Genomic DNA, 20,334 nt, shown 5'->3' on the forward strand with positions numbered 1-20,334 from the left:
GCTGCATGTAGTAAATTCAGGGAAGGTATTCACGAAGTGAATGAAGTCAGTAGCTTTGTTCTTTGAAAACTGGATAAAACGACATTGAAAGCAATAAATCAAATTTCTATTTTATAGATATTGAACAAGTCAAGTAACATTGACGTGTAACTCAAATCTTAAAGCGAATGCTTTAAGTGTTAACTTTTGGTTAAGTTAATAAGGGCGCACGGTGGATGCCTTGGCACTAGGAGTCGATGAAGGACGGCACTAACACCGATATGCCTCGGGGAGCTGTAAGTAAGCTTTGATCCGGGGATTTCCGAATGGGGGAACCCACTATCTTTAATCGGATAGTATCTACACGTGAATACATAGCGTGATGAGGACAGACGCAGGGAACTGAAACATCTAAGTACCTGCAGGAACAGAAAGAAAATTCGATTCCCTGAGTAGCGGCGAGCGAAACGGGAAGAGCCCAAACCAAAGAGCTTGCTCTTTGGGGTTGTAGGACACTCTATACGGAGTTACAAAAGAATGATTTAGATGAAGCGACTTGGAAAGGTCCGCGAAACAAGGTAAAAGCCCTGTAGTCAAAAAGTCATTCCCTCTTGAGTGTATCCTGAGTACGGCGGAACACGTGAAATTCCGTCGGAATCCGGGAGGACCATCTCCCAAGGCTAAATACTACCTAGTGACCGATAGTGAACCAGTACCGTGAGGGAAAGGTGAAAAGCACCCCGGGAGGGGAGTGAAATAGATCCTGAAACCGTGTGCCTACAAGTAGTTAGAGCCCGTTAATGGGTGATAGCGTGCCTTTTGTAGAATGAACCGGCGAGTTACGATTACGTGCGAGGTTAAGTTGAGAAGACGGAGCCGCAGCGAAAGCGAGTCTGAATAGGGCGAATTAGTACGTGGTCGTAGACCCGAAACCAGGTGATCTACCCATGTCCAGGGTGAAGGTGAGGTAACACTTACTGGAGGCCCGAACCCACGCACGTTGAAAAGTGCGGGGATGAGGTGTGGGTAGCGGAGAAATTCCAATCGAACCTGGAGATAGCTGGTTCTCTCCGAAATAGCTTTAGGGCTAGCCTCGTGATTGAGAATACCGGAGGTAGAGCACTGTTTGGACTAGGGGGGCATCTCGCTTTACCGAATTCAGACAAACTCCGAATGCCGGATATTTATACACGGGAGTCAGACTGCGAGTGATAAGATCCGTAGTCAAAAGGGAAACAGCCCAGACCACCAGCTAAGGTCCCAAAGTAATCGTTAAGTGGAAAAGGATGTGGCGTTGCTTAGACAACCAGGATGTTGGCTTAGAAGCAGCCATCATTTAAAGAGTGCGTAATAGCTCACTGGTCGAGTGACGCTGCGCCGAAAATGTATCGGGGCTAAACGATTCACCGAAGCTGTGGATGCATACCGTTGGTATGCGTGGTAGGAGAGCGTTCTAAGTGCGTTGAAGTCAGACCGGAAGGACTGGTGGAGCGCTTAGAAGTGAGAATGCCGGTATGAGTAGCGAAAGACGGGTGAGAATCCCGTCCACCGTATGACTAAGGTTTCCTGAGGAAGGCTCGTCCGCTCAGGGTTAGTCGGGACCTAAGCCGAGGCCGATAGGCGTAGGCGATGGACAACAGGTTGATATTCCTGTACCACCTCCTCACCGTTTGAGAAATGGGGGGACGCAGTAGGATAGGGTAAGCAGAGCGTTGGTTGTCTCTGTTCAAGCAGTAAGGCGTGTGTGTAGGCAAATCCGCACACTATAACGTTGAGCTGTGATGACGAGCTCGTATGAGCGAAGTTCCTGATTTCACACTGCCAAGAAAAGCCTCTATCGAGGTGAGAGGTGCCCGTACCGCAAACCGACACAGGTAGTCGAGGAGAGAATCCTAAGGTGTGCGAGAGAACTCTCGTTAAGGAACTCGGCAAAATGACCCCGTAACTTCGGGAGAAGGGGTGCTCTTGAGCGTGCAAGCGCATGAGAGCCGCAGTGAATAGGCCCAGGCGACTGTTTAGCAAAAACACAGGTCTCTGCAAAACCGTAAGGTGACGTATAGGGGCTGACGCCTGCCCGGTGCTGGAAGGTTAAGAGGAGTGGTTAGCGCAAGCGAAGCTGCGAATTGAAGCCCCAGTAAACGGCGGCCGTAACTATAACGGTCCTAAGGTAGCGAAATTCCTTGTCGGGTAAGTTCCGACCCGCACGAAAGGCGTAACGATCTGGGCACTGTCTCAACGAGAGACTCGGTGAAATTATAGTACCTGTGAAGATGCAGGTTACCCGCGACAGGACGGAAAGACCCCGTGGAGCTTTACTGTAGCCTGATATTGAATTTTGGTACAACTTGTACAGGATAGGTAGGAGCCAGAGATCTCGGAGCGCCAGCTTCGAAGGAGGCGTCGGTGGGATACTACCCTGGTTGTATTGAACTTCTAACCCATGCCCCTTAGCGGGGTAGGAGACAGTGTCAGGCGGACAGTTTGACTGGGGCGGTCGCCTCCTAAAAGGTAACGGAGGCGCCCAAAGGTTCCCTCAGAATGGTTGGAAATCATTCGAAGAGTGTAAAGGCATAAGGGAGCTTGACTGCGAGACCTACAAGTCGAGCAGGGTCGAAAGACGGGCTTAGTGATCCGGTGGTTCCGCATGGAAGGGCCATCGCTCAACGGATAAAAGCTACCCCGGGGATAACAGGCTTATCTCCCCCAAGAGTCCACATCGACGGGGAGGTTTGGCACCTCGATGTCGGCTCATCGCATCCTGGGGCTGTAGTCGGTCCCAAGGGTTGGGCTGTTCGCCCATTAAAGCGGTACGCGAGCTGGGTTCAGAACGTCGTGAGACAGTTCGGTCCCTATCCGTCGTGGGCGTAGGAAATTTGAGAGGAGCTGTCCTTAGTACGAGAGGACCGGGATGGACACACCGCTGGTGTACCAGTTGTCTTGCCAAAGGCATCGCTGGGTAGCTATGTGTGGACGGGATAAGTGCTGAAAGCATCTAAGCATGAAGCCCCCCTCAAGATGAGATTTCCCATTACGCAAGTAAGTAAGACCCCTGAAAGACGATCAGGTAGATAGGTTCGAGGTGGAAGTGCGGTGACGTATGGAGCTGACGAATACTAATCGGTCGAGGACTTAACCACATTTTATTGCATAATTCAATGAAACGTTTATCCAGTTTTGAAAGAACAAACTTTCATAGTGAAGTGATGATGGCAAAGAGGTCACACCCGTTCCCATACCGAACACGGAAGTTAAGCTCTTTAGCGCCGATGGTAGTTGGGGGCTTCCCCCTGTGAGAGTAGGACGTCGCTTTGCAACGTAAAAACCACTGAGATTTCAGTGGTTTTTTTAATATTTAAAGAAAATTTATAAGTCTACTCGAACATCATCCGCTGGTATCAAATAGCGTTATGTCATCTTCTATACAAATCTGCGCTGTAGTAAATAATATTATTTTTTGAATATAATATACTCAAATAAAAATTCTCTATAAAAATATATGTTTTTTCTAAAAAAGACTAGTAATTTCTAATATCTCTAGTTATAATAATATTTGTCCTGTAAGGATTCTATAAATGGTCCCGTGGTGTAGCGGTTAACATGCCTGCCTGTCACGCAGGAGATCGCCGGTTCGATCCCGGTCGGGACCGCCATTTAAATTTAATTCTCACGCAGTTCGTAATCAACGAATTGTGTTTTTTTACGTTTAAATGAAAAAATAAAATTTTTACTAATATGTTAATTTAAAACAACATATTATAAGTTTCGAGATAACAGAAATGTTTGATCAAACTCCTGAAGGGGAAAGTTTCCTGGGGGGGAATATCGATGAGCAAAAAAGCATTCAGTATATATCTTTTAGTTTGTTTAGTCGTTTTCCTTTTATTGAGCAGCACATCATGTAAAGATGAAGTACTTGAAATAGAAGAAAAGAATACGTATAGTTGGCAAAAATTTATGAATGAAGAAGAGTATGGACAATTAGAAATAGGAATGTCATATATGGAAGTTGTTCGTGTTGCAGGAGGAGCCGGCAAGGAAGTAGCTCCAAATGTATTTGAGTGGAATGATGAGCTACTATTTACTAGAGGATATCGAATTACTTTTGAAAAGGGACAATTAAATGAAAAAGAAGTTGTAACGAAAAAAGGTAATTCAAACAGATAAAGTAATTAAAACGAAGAAGTGTTATTTCTCAATCTGGAGAGATAACACTTTTTGTATGTAAAGAAATTTTAGTGCCAAGTAATAGCTCTTTCAATTTAAAGTGATACATTTTGAACAATTGGCTCAGTTCAAGTAAACTAGAAGTAATGGATTTTTTTCGGGAAGGAAGCAACAATATGATATTTGAAAAACAAATATTCTCTTTACAAGAGACACAGGAGTTGGCACAGAATTTAGCACAACTTGTAGAACCTCAGATGACGATAACGCTTGAAGGAGATTTAGGCGCAGGGAAGACAACGTTTACACAAAGCTTTGCTAAGGGGCTAGGTATCCAACGAACTGTGAATAGCCCAACTTTTACAATTATGAAGCAGTATGAAGGACGATTGCCTCTCAATCACTTAGATGTATATCGTCTTGCAGATAGCGATGAGGACTTAGGTTGGGAAGAGATTTTTTTTGGAGATGCGGTAACAGTTGTAGAATGGGCACATTTAATTGAAGAAGATTTACCGGAAGAACGTTTGGCAATCGAAATTACACGAATCGATGAGCAGGCACGTAAATTTGTATTAAAACCAATGGGCACACAGTATGTCCGTCTTTGTGAGGAGTTATTAAAATGATTTGGTTAGGAATAGAAACAGCGAATGCACCGCTTTCAGTTGCCATTGTACGTGATGGCAAAGTAATTGCAGAAGTTGTACAAAATATTAAATTAACACACTCAGTAGGAGCGATGCCTGCAGTAGAAGAGGTAGTGAAAAAGGCTGGGATTGCTGCAACACAAATTGATGCTGTAGCCGTATCAGAAGGTCCTGGTTCCTATACAGGTGTCCGTATTGGTGTTACATTAGCTAAGACACTGGCATGGTCTTTACAAAAGCCATTAGTAGGCGTTTCAAGTTTGAAGGCACTTGCTGCTAACGCACGTATGGCAAGTGGCTTAATTTGCGCATTATTTGATGCGCGTCGACAAAATGTATATGCAGGTGTGTATGAAGGTGGTTCATTAAATACGATAGTTGAAGATTATCATGACCATATTGACGGCTTGTTAGAAAAATTAAAAGCCTTCAACCTACCGATCTTATTTGTTGGTACGGATGTTACAATGTATTTTGAAAAAATAAAAGAAATATTAGGGGATAATGCTATACGTGCACCATTTACATTAGACTTACCACGTGCTTCAGAGCTCATTGCAATTGCACAAGAACGAAATTTACCTGCAGTTGAAGCTGTTCATACTTTTGTTCCACAATATCGTCGTATTGCAGAAGCTGAGGCGAATTGGATTAAGGAACAAAAAAAGGGGCAATTATAATGGTGCGTTATCGAAAAATGGAAATCGGTGATGTAGAGGCTGTTTATGCAATTGAGCTCGCCACATTCCCAACACCTTGGACGCTGGATTCTTTTTATTATGAAATGACGGAAAATCAATTTTCGCATTATTTGGTAGCCGAAGATGAAAGTGGGAAGATAATTGGCTTTTGTGGAATATGGCTTGTCATTGATGCAGCGCAAATCACCAATGTTGCAGTGATAGAATCTGTGCGTGGGCAAGGTATTGGGGAAGCACTTATGCGTGAGGCGATTCGCATTTCAAAAGAAGCCAATATGGACGTTATGAGCTTGGAGGTACGTGTGACAAATACTGTTGCACAAAATTTATATCGTAAACTTGGGTTCCAGGATGGTGGCATTCGCAAAGGCTATTATACGGACAACCAAGAAGATGCGTTAGTAATGTGGGTGAATTTATAATGGAAAACTATATATTAGCAATTGAAACAAGCTGTGATGAAACGGCTGTAGCAATTATTAAAAATGGTACTGAAATAATTTCTAATGTTGTGTCATCGCAAATTGAAAGTCATAAACGATTTGGTGGCGTAGTACCAGAAATTGCTTCTCGTCATCATGTTGAGCAAATGACAATTGTATTAGAAGAAGCTTTAAAGCAAGCCAATATGACACCAAAAGAATTAACGGCTGTTGCCGTAACAGAAGGACCTGGGTTAGTAGGTGCACTATTAATCGGTATTAATGCAGCGAAGGCGTTTGCATTCGTTCACGGACTACCTTTGATTGGCACACATCATATCGCGGGGCATATTTATGCGAATAACTTAGTACAGCCGATGGAGTTTCCGTTATTAGCGCTAGTTGTATCAGGTGGACATACAGAGCTTGTATTAATGCGTGAGCACGGTTCATTTGAAGTCATTGGGGAGACACGTGACGATGCAGCAGGAGAAGCGTACGATAAAGTCGCACGTGTATTGAATATGCCCTATCCAGGTGGGCCACATATTGATCGCCTAGCACATGAAACGACAGAGGCGGTATCTTTTCCACGCGTTTGGTTAGAAGAAGGATCGTATGACTTTAGCTTTAGTGGATTAAAATCGGCGGTCATTAACTATAAGCATAATATGGATCAACGTGGTGAGGAAATTATTCCAGAGCATGTGGCTAAGGGCTTCCAAGATAGTGTAGTGGAAGTATTAACAGCAAAAACAGTTCGTGCAGCACGTGAATTTGGCGTGAAGCAAGTCATTGCAGCAGGCGGAGTATCAGCAAATAAAGGTTTACGTACATCACTAGAGAGCGCATTTAACGAGGAAGGCATTCCATTTTATGTCCCACCACTCAAACTTTGTACAGATAATGCAGCAATGATTGGTGCAGCTGCTTATCAAATGTACGAGGCTGGCGTACGTGGAAATTTAGCAATGAATGGTCGACCAGGCATGGAGCTTACTAGCTGGAAATAATATTGGAATATAAAGCATGAGTCAATGATGGAAGTATTGTCATTGATTCATGTTTTTTTTAATTGATTAATCCGCTAAATCTTAATGAAATTAATTTACTGAAATAATAAAAAAGGTCGAAATAAGTATTTAATATTAAAAAAAACTTATTTATAACAATTTTTTATTTAAAGAAAAAGTTTTCTGAAAAATTATCCACAGAAAATGTGAAATGCCCACAAAAAAATGTGCGAACATGCGTACTTATTCACAAATTGTGAATAACCTGTGGAAAACATGTGATTTATCTATATATAGTAGTGTGTTTTACACATAGTATTGTGTGTAAATTAATTTTTAAATGTGGATAATGTGGAAAACACTGTTGATATGTTGATATTACTGCATTTTAAATGTGAATAAAATTGTGGAGTTTTATTAGTGAAATTTGTATATTGACCAATATATATGACGAAAATAGTCGAAAGTCGTTTAAAGGGATTGATTTTATGGAATAGTAATTTATAGATAATTTTTTTCATAAGGATGGTAGCAATGACAAAGAAGGAGTGTATGAATGCAATACTTAATAGAACGTAACAAGATGTTGTTATTACTAGTAGTGGGACTTATTTTGACAATCAGTATTTTATTTTTCTTTTTTTCTATTGGACGTTGGTATTATTTCGCATCGTTTAGCGGATTGTTTATTATATTTGCATTAATTTGTTATCCACTAGCTATTGTGTATGGACGTGGACAAATGATAGATATTTTCCATAGTATTCGTATGGGTGACCGTCAACCTTTTCGAGTGAAAAAGATAAATTCCCCTTGGAAACCACTATTTGCACTATTCAACTGGATCATTGCATTATTCACACTTATTTTCCTCGGTTGGATATATGGTACGCATATGGCCTATCAAAAATTACAAATGATAAAAAGTTTTCATTAAAAAGAAAAGGAGAACGTTGCAAATTGCATACGTTCTCCTTTAATTATAGGTGATCTAGTTCTTCATTTAATTCAAGCCATTCCATTTCAAGGAGTTCATGCTGTTCCTTTGCTTCGTTTAATTCCGATTGGATGTTGAAAGTTTTTTCATGATCTGAAAAAATTGCTGGATCACAGAGCTGTTCTTCGAATATGGCAATCGTTTCATTTAAAGCGTTCATTTTTTGTTCAATGTCTTCAATTGCTCGGTGAATTTGTCGCTCGCGCTTTTTCGCATCTTTGTCAATCATCGAAGTGGATTTTGCATGGGAAACTTCTACTGATTTTGCTTCCACTGAAGCTGCGGCCATTGCAGCTAGTTCCTCAAGCTCTTGTTTTTTTTCTGTATAGTAATCGTAGTCGCCTAAATACTCAAATGAGCCAGTTCCAGATAGCTCCACGACTTTTGTTGCAATACGGTTAATGAAATAACGATCATGGGATACAAATAACAATGTTCCCGGATAGTCAATAAGTGCGTTTTCTAAAATTTCCTTACTATCTAGGTCTAGGTGGTTAGTTGGCTCATCGAGTACGAGGAAATTTGACTTTTGCATCATCAATTTAGCAAGAGCAAGCCGTGCTTTTTCTCCACCAGATAAGGAATTTACCGTTTTTGAAACGTCATCCCCACTAAATAAGAAACGACCTAAAATGTTTCGAATATCTTTTTCATTCATTAAGGGCCATTCATCCCACAATTCATTTAATACGGGCTTGTTTGAACTTAGCTTCGCTTGCTCCTGATCATAGTAACCAATCTGAACATTTGTACCATAGCGGATATCCCCAGAAAGTGCTTCTAAATCCTTTACAACTGTTTTTAGGAGTGTTGATTTCCCAACCCCATTAGGACCAACTAAAGCAATGCGATCTTCACGGAAAATACGCATGTTAATATTGTGTGAGATAGCTTTATTAGGATAGCCAACTGTAAGCTGATCAATTGAAAGTACGTCATTGCCACTTTGACGATCAATCGTGAAGCCGAAGTTTGCGCTTTTCTCGTCCCCATCAGGAGATTCCATCCAACTAGTTTTTTCAAGCACTTTACGACGTGATTGCGCCATTTTCGTAGTAGATGCACGTGCTAAGTTTTTTTGAATAAATGTTTCGAGTTTTGCTTTTTCATCCATTTGACGCTCGTACATTTTTAAGTCACGCTCATAGTTTTTCGCCTTGTCATCTAAATAAGCACTGTAATTTCCCACATACTTTGATACTTTCGTACGAGAAACCTCATAAACAATGGAAACAATCTGATCTAAGAAGTAGCGGTCATGAGATACGATTAAAATGGCGCCCTCATAGCCCTTTAAATACCCTTCTAGCCAAGACAGTGTTTCAATATCTAAATGATTGGTTGGCTCGTCCAAAATTAATAAATCAGGCTTCGAAAGTAATAGCTTTGCTAGTGCTAGGCGCGTACGCTGACCACCTGATAACGATTGAATCGGCTTCGTATAATCTTCAGGGAAAAACTGCATTCCATGTAATACAGAACGTGTATCTGCTTCATATTGATAACCACCAGCTTCTTTGAAATCATGCTGTAATTGGTCATATTCCGCCATCACACGTGCGTATTGCTCACTATTTTCGTAAATTTCAGGATCGGCCATTTGTTGTTCTAAAAAGCGTAGTTTTTTTTCTTGATTTTGAATCGAGCTAAAAATTGTCATCATTTCGTCCCAAATGGATAAAGATGAATCGATGCCAGCATGTTGTTCCAAATAGCCTACGCGAATATCTTTAGGAATAATAATTTCACCAGAATCATAACTCATTTGACCTGCAATTATTTTCAGTAAAGTTGACTTCCCTGCACCGTTACGCCCTACTAATGCAACGCGATCGCGATGTTGTACTTCTAATTTAACACCGCTTAATATTTCATCGGTAACAAAAGATTTATATAATTGATTTACTTGTAATACAATCATTTTTACACCTCAATTTCCTCCTTTCAGTTTAAAGGATGGGGTGGGTGTACGCAACGATGGATACTTTACTTGTTGCTACTTGTTTAGTAAGATTAAAACGATTTCCATTTGTATATAGGAGGAGAATGTGTGAAACCAGAAACAAAAATTCCACAAGCAACAACGAAAAGACTTCCTCTGTATTATCGATTTTTGAAGAACTTCGCAAATGAAGGTAAAAAACGAATTTCATCACAAGAATTAAGTGATGCAATGAAGATAGATTCCGCAACAATTCGCCGTGATTTTTCTTATTTTGGCGCACTCGGCAAAAAAGGGTACGGCTATGACGTGCAATATTTACTTGAATTTTTCCGTCAGACATTAGATCAGGATGAAGCGATGAATGTTGCATTAATTGGTGTCGGAAACTTAGGAAATGGATTATTAAAATACAACTTCCAAAAAAATCACAATACGCGCATTGTTGTGGCATTTGATACGAAGGCGCCACTTGAAGGAACCGTTATTAGTGATATTCCGGTATTTCACCCGGACCGATTAGAGGAAATGTATGAGGCCTTTAGCGCGGAGCTAGCAATTTTAACAGTACCATCTCGTTCCGCACAAATGATGACGGATCGCCTTGTAAAAATGAATGCAAAAGGCATATTAAACTTCACGCCTGTACGTTTATCTGTTCCAGATTCATTAAAGGTGATGAACATTGATTTATCAGTGGAATTACAAGCTCTTATTTATTTAGTACGAAATTCAGATTAGTAACAAATTGTTCACATTACTAAAAATGGCAAAATTACGTTAATTACTGTAAAATGTACATAATAATAGAGGAGGTGGCTGAAATGGTTGTGCATTTAAATGCCATAGGACCAACAAGCCTAATTATCATCGGACTTATCGCCTTATTAATTTTCGGACCTAAAAAATTGCCATCACTAGGTCGTGCTATGGGGACTACGTTACGTGAGTTCCGAAGTGCAACAAAAGGCTTAACAGATGACGATGAGGATATTAAAAAAAACGTGATTGAGCATAAAGATAACGACAAAAACGACGTTAAGTAGATTAAGGATGTCTTAACATGAATCCAAGAGAATTAACTGTAGTAGAACATATGGAAGAGCTAAGAAAGCGCCTCTTTTTTGTGGCAATATTCTTTGTAATTGCTCTATTTGCTGGGTTTTATTCAGCAAAGCCTATTATTCGTCATATTCAATTTAGTGATAATGCTAAAAATATTACGATGAATGCGTTTAGTGTTTCTGATCCGTTAACGGTTTATTTACAGGTAACATTTATTGTGGCAGCTGTAATTGTTTCGCCGTTATTACTCTATCAATTATGGGCATTTATTACGCCTGGTTTACATGAAGCGGAGCGTAAAGCGACGTTGAAATACATACCCTATGCCTTTTTGCTAGGTATTGGTGGCATGGTTTTTGCATACTATATTTTGTTTCCATTTGTTATGCGTTTTATGATTGGCTTAGCCGATGACTTAAACATTACGCAAACAATTGGGATAAATGAGTATTTTTCATTTTTATTTAAATTAGTCATTCCGTTTGGGTTGTTGTTTCAGCTCCCTGTTGTGACTCTTTTTGTAGCACGCCTTGGGATTCTTAATCCAGCTTTAATGGTGAAATTCCGTAAATATGCGTATTTTGTATTAATCGTCATTTCGGTATTATTGGCACCGCCAGATTTAGTGTCGAACATTATAATTGCAATTCCTCTCTTTATTTTATATGAGATAAGTATCGTCATTTCTCGAGTTGGCTATAAAAAATATGAAGAGGCCGAATCGGTGCGTATGAAGGAAGAGGAAGAACGCGGGCGTGAGTTACAAGTAGAGGAATTACTTGAACAACAACGGCGCCAAATGGAACAAATGAATCAATAAAAAAACGCTATCTCCGGTTGGAAGATAGCGTTTTTTCGTCACAACATACTACTGAAACTTATCCGCATTCATTTGTAGAAATGTTACAAATCCATTCAATAAAACGTGCGCTATAATAGGTGTGATTAAACGCTTCGTGTGATGATAAAGAAACGCAAAGATCATGCCGCAAATGGTATAAAGTAAAATATGTGTGAAATCTAAATGAATCGCTGCAAATACAATCGCACTAATAATGCTTGCAACCCAGAAATTATAGTTTTGAATAATCGAACCGAAAATAACACGGCGGAAAACAAGCTCCTCTAAAATCGGACCTAAAAATACTGTGGCAATTATCATAATCGGTGCAATTTTTGTAACATCCATAATTTGCTGCGTATTTTCTGAACCCATCTCAATTCCTAATGCAAGTTCAATATAGGCCCCAATTGTTTGCCCTAAAAATACTAGGAAGAAGCCAATTACACCCCAGCCAATCGATACACCAAGTGACGCTTTTTCTCCTTTAAAGACATTCCAAAATTGCTTATTTCGTTGGATTAGGAAAAAGCTTACGAGAAATGCAATGGCAAAAGAAACTGTCGTCCACCAGGCAGAAAGCTTAATTAATTGTTCTTGTTTAGATGGTGCAGAAATAAACTGTAATAAGTATTCTTTAAAATCTGGAATAAATACAAGGATAAACACAGAAAGCTGACAAATTATATAAGTGAGTAACACATAAAATGCGGTTTTTTGTGTTTTAAATTTTGGCGATGTAGTTGATGTCAAAGTGAAAAACCTTCTTTCTATATTGGCAATAAAAAACGTATTTACTTTATTGTAGATGAATTTGCTAAAAAACAAAATTTTTTAGTGTTCTGACTTGCAAAAAAATAGGGAATTCATTAAACTAATAATTGTGTTAGCACTCTTATTGATAGAGTGCTAAAAGATATCATTTTTTAGGAGGTTGTTTCACTTGTTAAGACCATTAGGAGATCGAATCATTATTGAACTTGTTGAGGTAGAGGAGAAAACTGCTTTCGGTATTGTTCTACCTGACTCAGCTAAGGAAAAGCCGCAAACTGGTAAAGTCGTGGCAGTAGGTACGGGTCGTGTTCTTGACAACGGCACTCGTGTTGAGCTTGACGTAAAAGTAGGCGACGAAATTATCTTCTCAAAATTCTCTGGTACAGAAGTGAAGTACGACGGCGTAGAATATTTAATTTTACGTGAAAGTGATGTACTTGCGATTATTGGCTAAGAATAAACGAAAATTCATTGCAGCTAGTATTTACATAGAGTACTTAGCTAGCTGCACATCTAATAACAATAAACCCATAAAGTATAGATTAATGAATATTAGGAGGAATATAAAGTATGGCAAAAGATATTAAATTCTCAGAAGAAGCTCGCTCTCTTATGGCAGCGGGTGTAGATAAATTAGCAAACGCAGTAAAAGTAACGCTTGGGCCAAAAGGACGCAACGTAGTACTTGAGAAAAAATTCGGTTCACCATTAATTACAAATGATGGTGTATCCATTGCAAAAGAAATTGAATTAGAAAACGCATTTGAAAACATGGGTGCAAAATTAGTAGCAGAAGTTGCTTCTAAAACAAATGAAATCGCTGGTGATGGGACAACAACTGCAACAGTTTTAGCACAAGCAATGATTCGTGAAGGGTTAAAAAACGTAACAGCTGGTGCAAACCCTGTAGGCATTCGTAAAGGGATGGACAAGGCAGTTGCAGCTGCTTTAACAGAGCTTCAAACAATTTCACGTCCAGTTGAAAACAAGGAATCAATTGCACAAGTAGCAGCAATTTCTTCAGCAGATGAAGAAATCGGTCAATACATTGCAGATGCGATGGAACGAGTTGGAAACGACGGTGTTATTACAATTGAAGAGTCTAAAGGCTTCACAACTGAATTAGATGTCGTAGAAGGTATGCAATTTGACCGTGGTTATGCATCTCACTACATGGTAACAGATACAGACAAGATGGAAGCAGTGCTGGATAACCCATTCATTTTAATTACAGATAAGAAAATCTCGAATATCCAAGAAATTTTACCTGTATTAGAGCAAGTTGTTCAACAAGGTCGTCCAATCTTAATCATTGCTGAAGATGTAGAAGGGGAAGCACTTGCAACACTTGTTGTAAACAAATTACGTGGTACATTCAATGCGGTAGCTGTAAAAGCGCCAGGCTTCGGTGACCGCCGTAAAGCAATGTTAGAAGATATTGCAATTCTTACAGGTGGACAAGTTATTACACAAGATCTTGGTTTAGACTTAAAAACAGCAGACTTAACATCATTAGGGCGCGCTGCAAAAGTAATCGTATCTAAAGACAATACAACAATCGTTGAAGGTGCAGGTAATACAGATGCAGTAGCAGGTCGTGTCAACCAAATCCGTGCTCAACTAGCTGAAACTACTTCAGAGTTTGATAAAGAGAAATTACAAGAGCGCCTAGCAAAATTAGCTGGTGGTGTTGCTGTCATTAAAGTCGGTGCAGCAACAGAAACAGAATTAAAAGAGCGTAAATTACGTATCGAGGATGCATTAAACTCTACTCGCGCGGCTGTAGAAGAAGGTATCGTAGCAGGTGGTGGTACAGCACTTCTTAACGTTTACGGCGCAGTAGAAAAAGTGCTTGAAGAAGTAGAAGGTGACGTTGCAACAGGTGTACGCATCATCTTACGTGCATTAGAAGAGCCAGTACGTCAAATTGCTGAAAATGCAGGGCTTGAAGGTTCAATTATTGTAGATCGTTTAAAACGTGAAGATGTTGGCATTGGCTTCAATGCGGCAACAGGCGAATGGGTAAACATGATCGAATCAGGTGTAGTTGACCCTGCAAAAGTAACACGTTCAGCACTACAAAACGCTGCATCAGTTGCTTCATTATTCTTAACAACGGAAGCAGTAGTAGCAGACATCCCAGAAGCAGGCGGCGGTATGCCAGATATGTCTGGTATGGGTGGCATGCCAGGAATGATGTAACATTCACAAGGATGTGGGGCAAAGGTGTTGCGACAGGACGCCGCGAACGGTGCCTTTGTTCCTGTGAGCCACTTTTTCTGAAATGGTGTAACTCACAATTTAAATGAAACCCAATTACCATTTCCCAAGAGTAACTTCTTGGGAGGTGGTTTTTTTGATTTATTTTACGAAGCTTTTAATGTTTTTATTGATGTACGCAAAGGTAGCGGTACATGAATAAGGTTTACTTCAGTAAAATAAGGTATATTATATTTGTTGAATAGATTCTCTTTAAGACGAAAAAAGTAGGTGAACAAAGTGGGAAAATATCAATTGGATACTAAAGGTAAGGTAGCAGTGACAAAGTATCATGAAAAAAACAAGCCTGCCAAATTTGATAAAAAGCAGCAACTTGAAAAAATACGTGCGGAGTATTTGAAAAAGAAGCAAGAAAAAACAGAGAAATAATATGGATGAAAACATAGGTATACTAAAACCACCCTATATTTTTCTTGTTCGAAGTTCATTTTTCAATTGAAGATAGTGAAATGCTAACAAATTAATTAAGTAGCGAAGTGCCTCGTGAGTTATGTAAACTTATGGGCGCTTTTTTCCGCTTCTTACGTAATATGGAGATAATAATTTATAGTAATTTGATCATCTGAATGGCCAAGTCCATCATAATTCATTTAGGTGCTCTACTTGCTCGCCTCAAATATTTATAAGTCTGTCATTAAATTTTCCCAAGATGAAAGGAGTTGTGCAGTAAATGATAATAAGTAAAACTGTAGGTGGAACCCTCGCCGGGACCCCACTACAGCTTAAGGTCCTGAAGTGATACTTCCGTACATATCGCCTTTTAATCCATTACAAGCCCGCCATCGACTACTAAATTTTGTCCTGTAACTGCACGTCCCCATGGGGAAGCAAAAAATAAGGCGGTATCTGCTAATTCTCTCGGTGTTGTTACTTTTTTTAATGGTGTGGAATCTTCAATAATCTGAAATACTTCTGGTGTAGTAACTTTACTAGCATCTGTTTGTTTTAAAAGACCTCCGGATATCATATTCACAGTGATACCGTACCCGCCAAGTTCTTTAGCCATATTACGAGTAAAACCAAGTAAAGCTGCTTTAGCTGTCGTATATTCATGGTAGGCTACAACGGGATTTTGAAATAAGTTTGTGCCGATATTAATAATACGACCAAACTCTAATTCTTTCATATCATCAAGAACAGATTGAATACAATTCAATGCACCTCTAATTGTTCCTTCAAATTGTTTATTAAAACTGTCCCAGTTTAATTCAAAGGCATTTTTTTGAGTAAGTGGATTAAACTCAAAATCTATTAATGCATTATTAACAACTGTTGTAACGGGCGTATTAAAATAATCCTTTGCTACTTTAATCATTTCTACGACTTCATGTTTGTTACGTACATCTGCTTTTAAAGCAATTACATTACTTCCCAAGTCTTTAGCCAATCTTTCTGCTTTTTCTTTGCTGTTATTATAATTAATAATTACGTTAGCACCTTCTTTTGAAAATGCTTTTGCAAGTTCTGAACCTACACCTCTGCTTGCACCTGTAATTAAAACGGTTTGTTTACTTAAGTCCATTTTCAACACTTCCTTCACTCAATTTTATTTATTTTTATATCCGCACCTTCAATTACTCTTTCCACTTTTTCAAAAAATCCTATAGGTTGTCCCCCTCTGTTGGTGGACGTAAGCGCAAAAAAAGACGTCCCTATAAATAGAGACGCCAAAAAAGTGTAGATTACACCTATAATTGCTCCCTACGTCAGTGTTAACTGTCAGGTTCTAAGGGTCAGGTTTTAACCTTCTCAACACAAATGTGTCCCCCCGCAATTAAAGTATTTGCATAAGAAAGGCTCCACGTAAAAAAACGTGGAGCCTTAGTAAGTACAAATAAATAATAAGTATGTACTTTGCTCCCTACGTCCGTATTAACGGTCAGGTTCTAAGGGTCAGGTTTTACCTTCTCAACACAAATGTGTCCCCCTGCAAATGCATTTAATTACCTTGAGTGTAACAAAACAAAATTACTTTAACAAGCTCATAAATCTTCACAAAAACTACTATCTAGCATCACTCTTTAATTCATAGATGTTACACATTATAAAAATCACGATATAGTTCTTCTAAATTTCGTTTAATAGGGTTCACTGATTGAATTTGAACATCATTTTCTATTAACCATTGAAGATATTTTTCGATCGCGTATGTTGCCTCTGTAATTATACGATTTTCGTTTATTTGGAAAGGAAGATGACTCTCACCCATTAATTGAGTGAGATCCCCATTATAGAAGTACATTATTTCATATGGTACATTCATATTTGCTACAAGATTATTTGTGAATAGTGTACCGTCTTTAATAAACCAAATTGTATTTGTCAAATCCTCTAATATATCTAAGTTATGTGTTGAAATAACAATACTAATTCCTTGCGCATGGAGCGTATGAATTAATTGTTTTAATTCAATGGTACTCGTTGGATCTAATCCATTAAAAGGTTCATCCATTAAAATGATAAGTGGTTTTGTTAATATACTTAAAGCAATAAATAAATGCTGGCGCATCCCGTAAGAATAGGATTTAACAGGCTGATTAACATACGAGCGAATACCGATTAAATCAATAACATCGTCTATTTCTTTAAGCGATAAATTATAAATATTCGCTACAAAGGAGAGATGATCATAACCAGTTAACTGCATATACAAGTAATTATCACTTGGCAAAAATGAAATATATTTAAAAAATTCAGGATCGTTATGAGAAATATCCTTCAAGTGAATAGTGCCGCTTTCAATTTCTTCTAACCCTAATATAGAGCGCATTAAAGTCGATTTTCCAGCGCCATTTGGCCCGACAAGACCAATAATCTCTCCTACATCGATAGAAAGGGAGATATTTTGAAGGACCGCTTTATTTTTATACCTTTTTGTGAGTTTATTTACTTGTAATACCATTATGATGTCACCTTCCTTCTAAATAAAAGCCCTATAAAGAACAATAGGCTACCACTAATTAATAAAATGACAGTTCCATTTAGGAAATTCACTTTCCCATCATTTGCTTCAACTGATTTCCACCCATCGATAATATTCCATGTATCGAAATAAACAAATGGATTGAAATACATAGTATTGATTTCGATAAAATGGTTTCCAAAAGAATAACCAAGAATTGATATGATGAGTGTAACAACAATGGCTGCATAATGGTTTTTCATAAATGTCCCAACGAAGCTAAACAAGCTATTCAAAAAGAAAATTTGAACGAAAATTAGAATACCGTTTTTAACAATAAGCGTTGCTAAATTTTCGAAATAAAAATAAGCATTATTGGCGGATGATAAGAAATAGTGATCCTCTAGCTGATCCATTGCATAAATTAACATCGGATACTTCGCGTCACCTAAGCCACCAATCAGTGTAGCAATAAGGAAAATGAGCCCACCACTTATAAGCAATAAACTATAGGCTATCGCTAAATTATAAGCCCATTTTGTTATATAAATTGATGTGTAAAGAATCGGCTTCGTTACTAAAAAATTTATTGTTGGCGTTGGTCTGTGCTCCTCGGATATTGTTGTCCATAGAAAGAAAACAAAGAGCAGTAATACGATAAACATTACGTTCCAATCTAAATATTTGTAAATAGTAAACAAGCTGCTGTTGTCATATTTTGTATTACTTTCTTGGAACAGACTTAATATTTCATAATGCTCGTTATTAATCGCATTACTAGGGTTATCAAAATTAGAAACCAATTTATGCCCAAGTGGCCATGATGTGATTCCTTTGTCGTCTAAAAGGTTTTGTTGCTCTTCCGATGCCATTTCTGTAACTGTCCAAAGTGTGCTATTCAGCTCTTTATATGACCCGGGCTCTAACGACTTCATTGTTTTTCTAAATGTTTCAGAGAAGTCTGGGGAATGAATTTCATCCTTTAAGCTTTCTAATACATCATATCGTTTGTCCAATTGTTTAATTGTATTTGCATGAAGGTTGCCATCATCTACCTCTATCCCATCATTTAGTCGTTGCAATTCTTTTTCCAATTCAAATTCAGCTGCGAGTAGTTCCCAATGTGTTCGGAGTTCGAGCGTTGTAGTTTGATTACGTTCAATTATTTTTAATGCAGTTGTAGGAATGGTTTGGAACTGTTGATTCACTACTGCAACAGTACCTCCAATACTTCCGAATAAAAGAAGGAAGGTAAAAAGGATATGACCTTTACGCTTCTTTTTTACATGCTCAAACTGGAGAAGCTTTAATTTCCCTGTCAATTGATACTGTTTTTTGATTGTATTAAATTCAGGAAGTTTGAGTCTAATACTTTTTGTTCGAATGACTATATAAGAAATGATGAAACAAAGAATAAGTAAGAATAGCATGACGAACAAATAAATTACAAAACGATTTGTAGGTAATAAGTGGGTTTCATAGGCGGAGATTAAGTGAATCGGATTTGCCATTTGAAATCCAACTTTTAATGAAATGATGTAACCAAATAAGACTGGCGTACTAATAAGTGAGAGTAGTAAACCTAAAGTAGCTTGCTGCTTGAATAAGCAAATGATTAAAAGTAACAGGAGTGAGATAAAAATTCCCCAGCCGATCGGAATAAAGACGAGCCACTTCCATACAGGCACCAATGTGATTTCGGTGTTCACAGCTACTTCCAGTGGATAGAAAATTGTGTTGATATTCCCAGTTAATAATGGAGGTAATAACGCCAAGAAGCATGCAATGAATATGTATAAAAGTACTATTAATATTAAAGGAACAATATAGCCATAATAAATTGCTCCATTTGACAATGAATTTATTTTAAAGAAGTCAAATGTTCGATTTTCCCTATCTGATATATACTTATAGCAAAAAATAAGTAACATGAGAAATGCAGTAATTGGATTGAATAATAGTTGGAATAATTGCTTTGTAAATAAGGCAGTTTTATAAGGTGTGATTTGTTCTGAAAAAGATAAATTATGTTCGAGGAGCGCTTCCGCTTTATGTTTCTCAATGTTTACTGTATTTTTACCAAGATAAGGAATAGGAACGAAAGTTATAAATTTTTCGTATTCCTTTAGATAGGCAAGCTTTTCAGCTGCTATCTGTAAATTTCCATCATTTAATTTTTTTAAAATTTCTTTAACGTATTGTTCCTTTAATAAAAGGCTTTCCAATGCTTGTCGTTCTTCAGGTGAAAGGCCAATCATTTGTTCTCTAATTAAATACCGATCAATTAAAAGTTGAACGGTTTCTTTTCGATTATCGAATGTTTCCTGTAGCTCTTGTTGTGTAGCGCCAGATTGTGTGCTATTAATGATTAGCAGGGTGACAACGAGAAGAATGAGCACAAACGGTACTAATAAAATATATTTACTTTTTAACCAACCCTTCATAAGAAAACGGATAACTTCCTTCAATCGTTTCCCTCCAATACGTTAGGATGTTTAGTAAAGCGCTTTATTAGATGGTGCAATATTGTCATAAGCGCCTCTTTGAGTAGATTTTTACGACACTATGAAATTCACAGTCTACTCAAAGAGGCGTTATAAATTA

17 protein-coding genes, 1 tRNA gene, 2 rRNA genes and 2 riboswitches are annotated in these 20,334 nt (G+C 38.3%); of the genes, 15 read left to right on the forward strand and 5 right to left on the reverse strand.

Going from position 1 to position 20,334, the window contains the following annotated elements; genetic code table 11:
• The first annotated feature begins 188 nt into the window (after positions 1–188).
• The 9 genes from MKZ17_RS01665 to MKZ17_RS01705 all read left to right on the forward strand — a co-directional run bounded on the left by MKZ17_RS01665 (position 189) and on the right by MKZ17_RS01705 (position 7,866).
• Positions 189–3,116, forward strand: a 23S ribosomal RNA gene (locus tag MKZ17_RS01665).
• A 59-nt stretch (positions 3,117–3,175) separates the two neighbouring features.
• Positions 3,176–3,291, forward strand: a 5S ribosomal RNA gene (gene rrf / locus MKZ17_RS01670).
• Between the two features lie 262 nt (positions 3,292–3,553).
• A tRNA-Asp gene (locus tag MKZ17_RS01675) sits at positions 3,554–3,629 on the forward strand.
• A gap of 175 nt (positions 3,630–3,804) precedes the next feature.
• On the forward strand, positions 3,805–4,143 hold the full coding sequence (locus MKZ17_RS01680) for a hypothetical protein (RefSeq protein WP_340722082.1): 339 nt from the start codon (positions 3,805–3,807) through the stop codon (positions 4,141–4,143).
• Between the two features lie 176 nt (positions 4,144–4,319).
• Entirely contained in the window at positions 4,320–4,772 is a 453-nt protein-coding gene (tsaE, locus tag MKZ17_RS01685) for a tRNA (adenosine(37)-N6)-threonylcarbamoyltransferase complex ATPase subunit type 1 TsaE (protein WP_340722083.1), read from the forward strand.
• Positions 4,769–5,473 (forward strand): tRNA (adenosine(37)-N6)-threonylcarbamoyltransferase complex dimerization subunit type 1 TsaB, encoded by a 705-nt coding sequence (gene tsaB, locus MKZ17_RS01690; RefSeq protein ID WP_340722084.1) that lies wholly within the window; start codon positions 4,769–4,771, stop codon positions 5,471–5,473. The genes tsaE and tsaB overlap by 4 nt, the downstream gene beginning before the upstream one ends.
• Positions 5,473–5,916, forward strand: coding sequence for a ribosomal protein S18-alanine N-acetyltransferase (rimI, locus tag MKZ17_RS01695; RefSeq protein WP_340722085.1), 444 nt, complete (start codon positions 5,473–5,475; stop codon positions 5,914–5,916). The genes tsaB and rimI overlap by 1 nt, the downstream gene beginning before the upstream one ends.
• On the forward strand, positions 5,916–6,929 hold the full coding sequence (gene tsaD, locus MKZ17_RS01700) for a tRNA (adenosine(37)-N6)-threonylcarbamoyltransferase complex transferase subunit TsaD (protein WP_340722086.1): 1,014 nt from the start codon (positions 5,916–5,918) through the stop codon (positions 6,927–6,929). The genes rimI and tsaD overlap by 1 nt, the downstream gene beginning before the upstream one ends.
• Positions 6,930–7,485: 556 nt before the next feature.
• Positions 7,486–7,866 carry a hypothetical protein gene (locus MKZ17_RS01705; RefSeq protein WP_340722087.1) on the forward strand — a complete coding sequence of 127 codons (381 nt, stop codon included), beginning with the start codon at positions 7,486–7,488 and terminating at the stop codon, positions 7,864–7,866.
• Between the two features lie 43 nt (positions 7,867–7,909).
• On the opposite strand, the gene MKZ17_RS01710 is transcribed toward MKZ17_RS01705, so the two are convergent.
• The gene (locus MKZ17_RS01710) at positions 7,910–9,847 is read right to left on the reverse strand and encodes an ABC-F family ATP-binding cassette domain-containing protein (protein WP_340722088.1); all 1,938 of its coding nucleotides are present in this window, start codon (positions 9,845–9,847) and stop codon (positions 7,910–7,912) included.
• Positions 9,848–9,976: 129 nt separating this feature from the next.
• Between MKZ17_RS01710 and MKZ17_RS01715 the strand changes: the two genes are divergently transcribed.
• From MKZ17_RS01715 to tatC, 3 genes are all read left to right on the forward strand, one after another.
• Entirely contained in the window at positions 9,977–10,609 is a 633-nt protein-coding gene (locus MKZ17_RS01715) for a redox-sensing transcriptional repressor Rex (protein ID WP_340722089.1), read from the forward strand.
• Between the two features lie 83 nt (positions 10,610–10,692).
• Positions 10,693–10,914: a twin-arginine translocase TatA/TatE family subunit gene (tatA, locus tag MKZ17_RS01720; RefSeq protein ID WP_340722090.1), complete on the forward strand. Its 222-nt coding sequence runs from the start codon at positions 10,693–10,695 to the stop codon at positions 10,912–10,914.
• A gap of 17 nt (positions 10,915–10,931) precedes the next feature.
• Positions 10,932–11,753: a twin-arginine translocase subunit TatC gene (tatC, locus tag MKZ17_RS01725; protein ID WP_340722091.1), complete on the forward strand. Its 822-nt coding sequence runs from the start codon at positions 10,932–10,934 to the stop codon at positions 11,751–11,753.
• A 48-nt stretch (positions 11,754–11,801) separates the two neighbouring features.
• On the opposite strand, the gene MKZ17_RS01730 is transcribed toward tatC, so the two are convergent.
• On the reverse strand, positions 11,802–12,527 hold the full coding sequence (locus tag MKZ17_RS01730; protein ID WP_340722092.1) for a CPBP family intramembrane glutamic endopeptidase: 726 nt from the start codon (positions 12,525–12,527) through the stop codon (positions 11,802–11,804).
• Between the two features lie 190 nt (positions 12,528–12,717).
• On the opposite strand from MKZ17_RS01730, the gene groES reads away from it, so the two are divergent.
• From groES to MKZ17_RS01745, 3 genes are all read left to right on the forward strand, one after another.
• Positions 12,718–13,002 (forward strand): co-chaperone GroES, encoded by a 285-nt coding sequence (groES, locus tag MKZ17_RS01735; RefSeq protein WP_340722093.1) that lies wholly within the window; start codon positions 12,718–12,720, stop codon positions 13,000–13,002.
• A gap of 116 nt (positions 13,003–13,118) precedes the next feature.
• Complete coding sequence (groL, locus tag MKZ17_RS01740; protein ID WP_340722094.1) at positions 13,119–14,750, forward strand: chaperonin GroEL; 1,632 nt, start codon at positions 13,119–13,121, stop codon at positions 14,748–14,750.
• 297 nt (positions 14,751–15,047) lie between these two features.
• The gene (locus MKZ17_RS01745) at positions 15,048–15,197 is read left to right on the forward strand and encodes a hypothetical protein (protein WP_340722095.1); all 150 of its coding nucleotides are present in this window, start codon (positions 15,048–15,050) and stop codon (positions 15,195–15,197) included.
• Positions 15,198–15,588: 391 nt separating this feature from the next.
• Here the strand turns inward: MKZ17_RS01745 and MKZ17_RS01750 are convergent, their stop codons facing one another.
• The 3 genes from MKZ17_RS01750 to MKZ17_RS01760 form a co-directional block, all read right to left on the reverse strand.
• Positions 15,589–16,350 carry a 3-oxoacyl-ACP reductase gene (locus tag MKZ17_RS01750; RefSeq protein WP_340722096.1) on the reverse strand — a complete coding sequence of 254 codons (762 nt, stop codon included), beginning with the start codon at positions 16,348–16,350 and terminating at the stop codon, positions 15,589–15,591.
• Positions 16,351–16,509: 159 nt separating this feature from the next.
• Positions 16,510–16,608, reverse strand: a riboswitch (TPP riboswitch).
• A 61-nt stretch (positions 16,609–16,669) separates the two neighbouring features.
• Positions 16,670–16,767, reverse strand: a riboswitch (TPP riboswitch).
• 96 nt (positions 16,768–16,863) lie between these two features.
• Entirely contained in the window at positions 16,864–17,730 is an 867-nt protein-coding gene (locus MKZ17_RS01755; RefSeq protein WP_340722097.1) for an ABC transporter ATP-binding protein, read from the reverse strand.
• On the reverse strand, positions 17,730–20,198 hold the full coding sequence (locus MKZ17_RS01760) for a hypothetical protein (RefSeq protein ID WP_340722098.1): 2,469 nt from the start codon (positions 20,196–20,198) through the stop codon (positions 17,730–17,732). The genes MKZ17_RS01755 and MKZ17_RS01760 overlap by 1 nt, the downstream gene beginning before the upstream one ends.
• Positions 20,199–20,334 lie beyond the last annotated feature (136 nt).

Origin of the sequence: Solibacillus sp. FSL R7-0682 (assembly GCF_038005985.1) — a bacterium.
In the GTDB taxonomy this organism is placed as follows: Bacteria; Bacillota; Bacilli; order Bacillales_A; family Planococcaceae; genus Solibacillus.

Bases quoted from the DNA above. Each gene is read 5' to 3' on its own strand.
- tatA (WP_340722090.1), top strand. From the start codon at position 10,693: ATGGTTGTGCATTTAAATGCCATAGGACCAACAAGCCTAATTATCATC.
- MKZ17_RS01705 (WP_340722087.1), top strand. From the start codon at position 7,486: ATGCAATACTTAATAGAACGTAACAAGATGTTGTTATTACTAGTAGTG.
- tsaD (WP_340722086.1), top strand. From the start codon at position 5,916: ATGGAAAACTATATATTAGCAATTGAAACAAGCTGTGATGAAACGGCT.
- MKZ17_RS01680 (WP_340722082.1), top strand. From the start codon at position 3,805: ATGAGCAAAAAAGCATTCAGTATATATCTTTTAGTTTGTTTAGTCGTT.
- groL (WP_340722094.1), top strand. From the start codon at position 13,119: ATGGCAAAAGATATTAAATTCTCAGAAGAAGCTCGCTCTCTTATGGCA.
- MKZ17_RS01750 (WP_340722096.1), bottom strand. From the start codon at position 16,350: ATGGACTTAAGTAAACAAACCGTTTTAATTACAGGTGCAAGCAGAGGT.
- MKZ17_RS01710 (WP_340722088.1), bottom strand. From the start codon at position 9,847: ATGATTGTATTACAAGTAAATCAATTATATAAATCTTTTGTTACCGAT.
- tatC (WP_340722091.1), top strand. From the start codon at position 10,932: ATGAATCCAAGAGAATTAACTGTAGTAGAACATATGGAAGAGCTAAGA.
- tsaE (WP_340722083.1), top strand. From the start codon at position 4,320: ATGATATTTGAAAAACAAATATTCTCTTTACAAGAGACACAGGAGTTG.
- rimI (WP_340722085.1), top strand. From the start codon at position 5,473: ATGGTGCGTTATCGAAAAATGGAAATCGGTGATGTAGAGGCTGTTTAT.
- tsaB (WP_340722084.1), top strand. From the start codon at position 4,769: ATGATTTGGTTAGGAATAGAAACAGCGAATGCACCGCTTTCAGTTGCC.
- MKZ17_RS01755 (WP_340722097.1), bottom strand. From the start codon at position 17,730: ATGGTATTACAAGTAAATAAACTCACAAAAAGGTATAAAAATAAAGCG.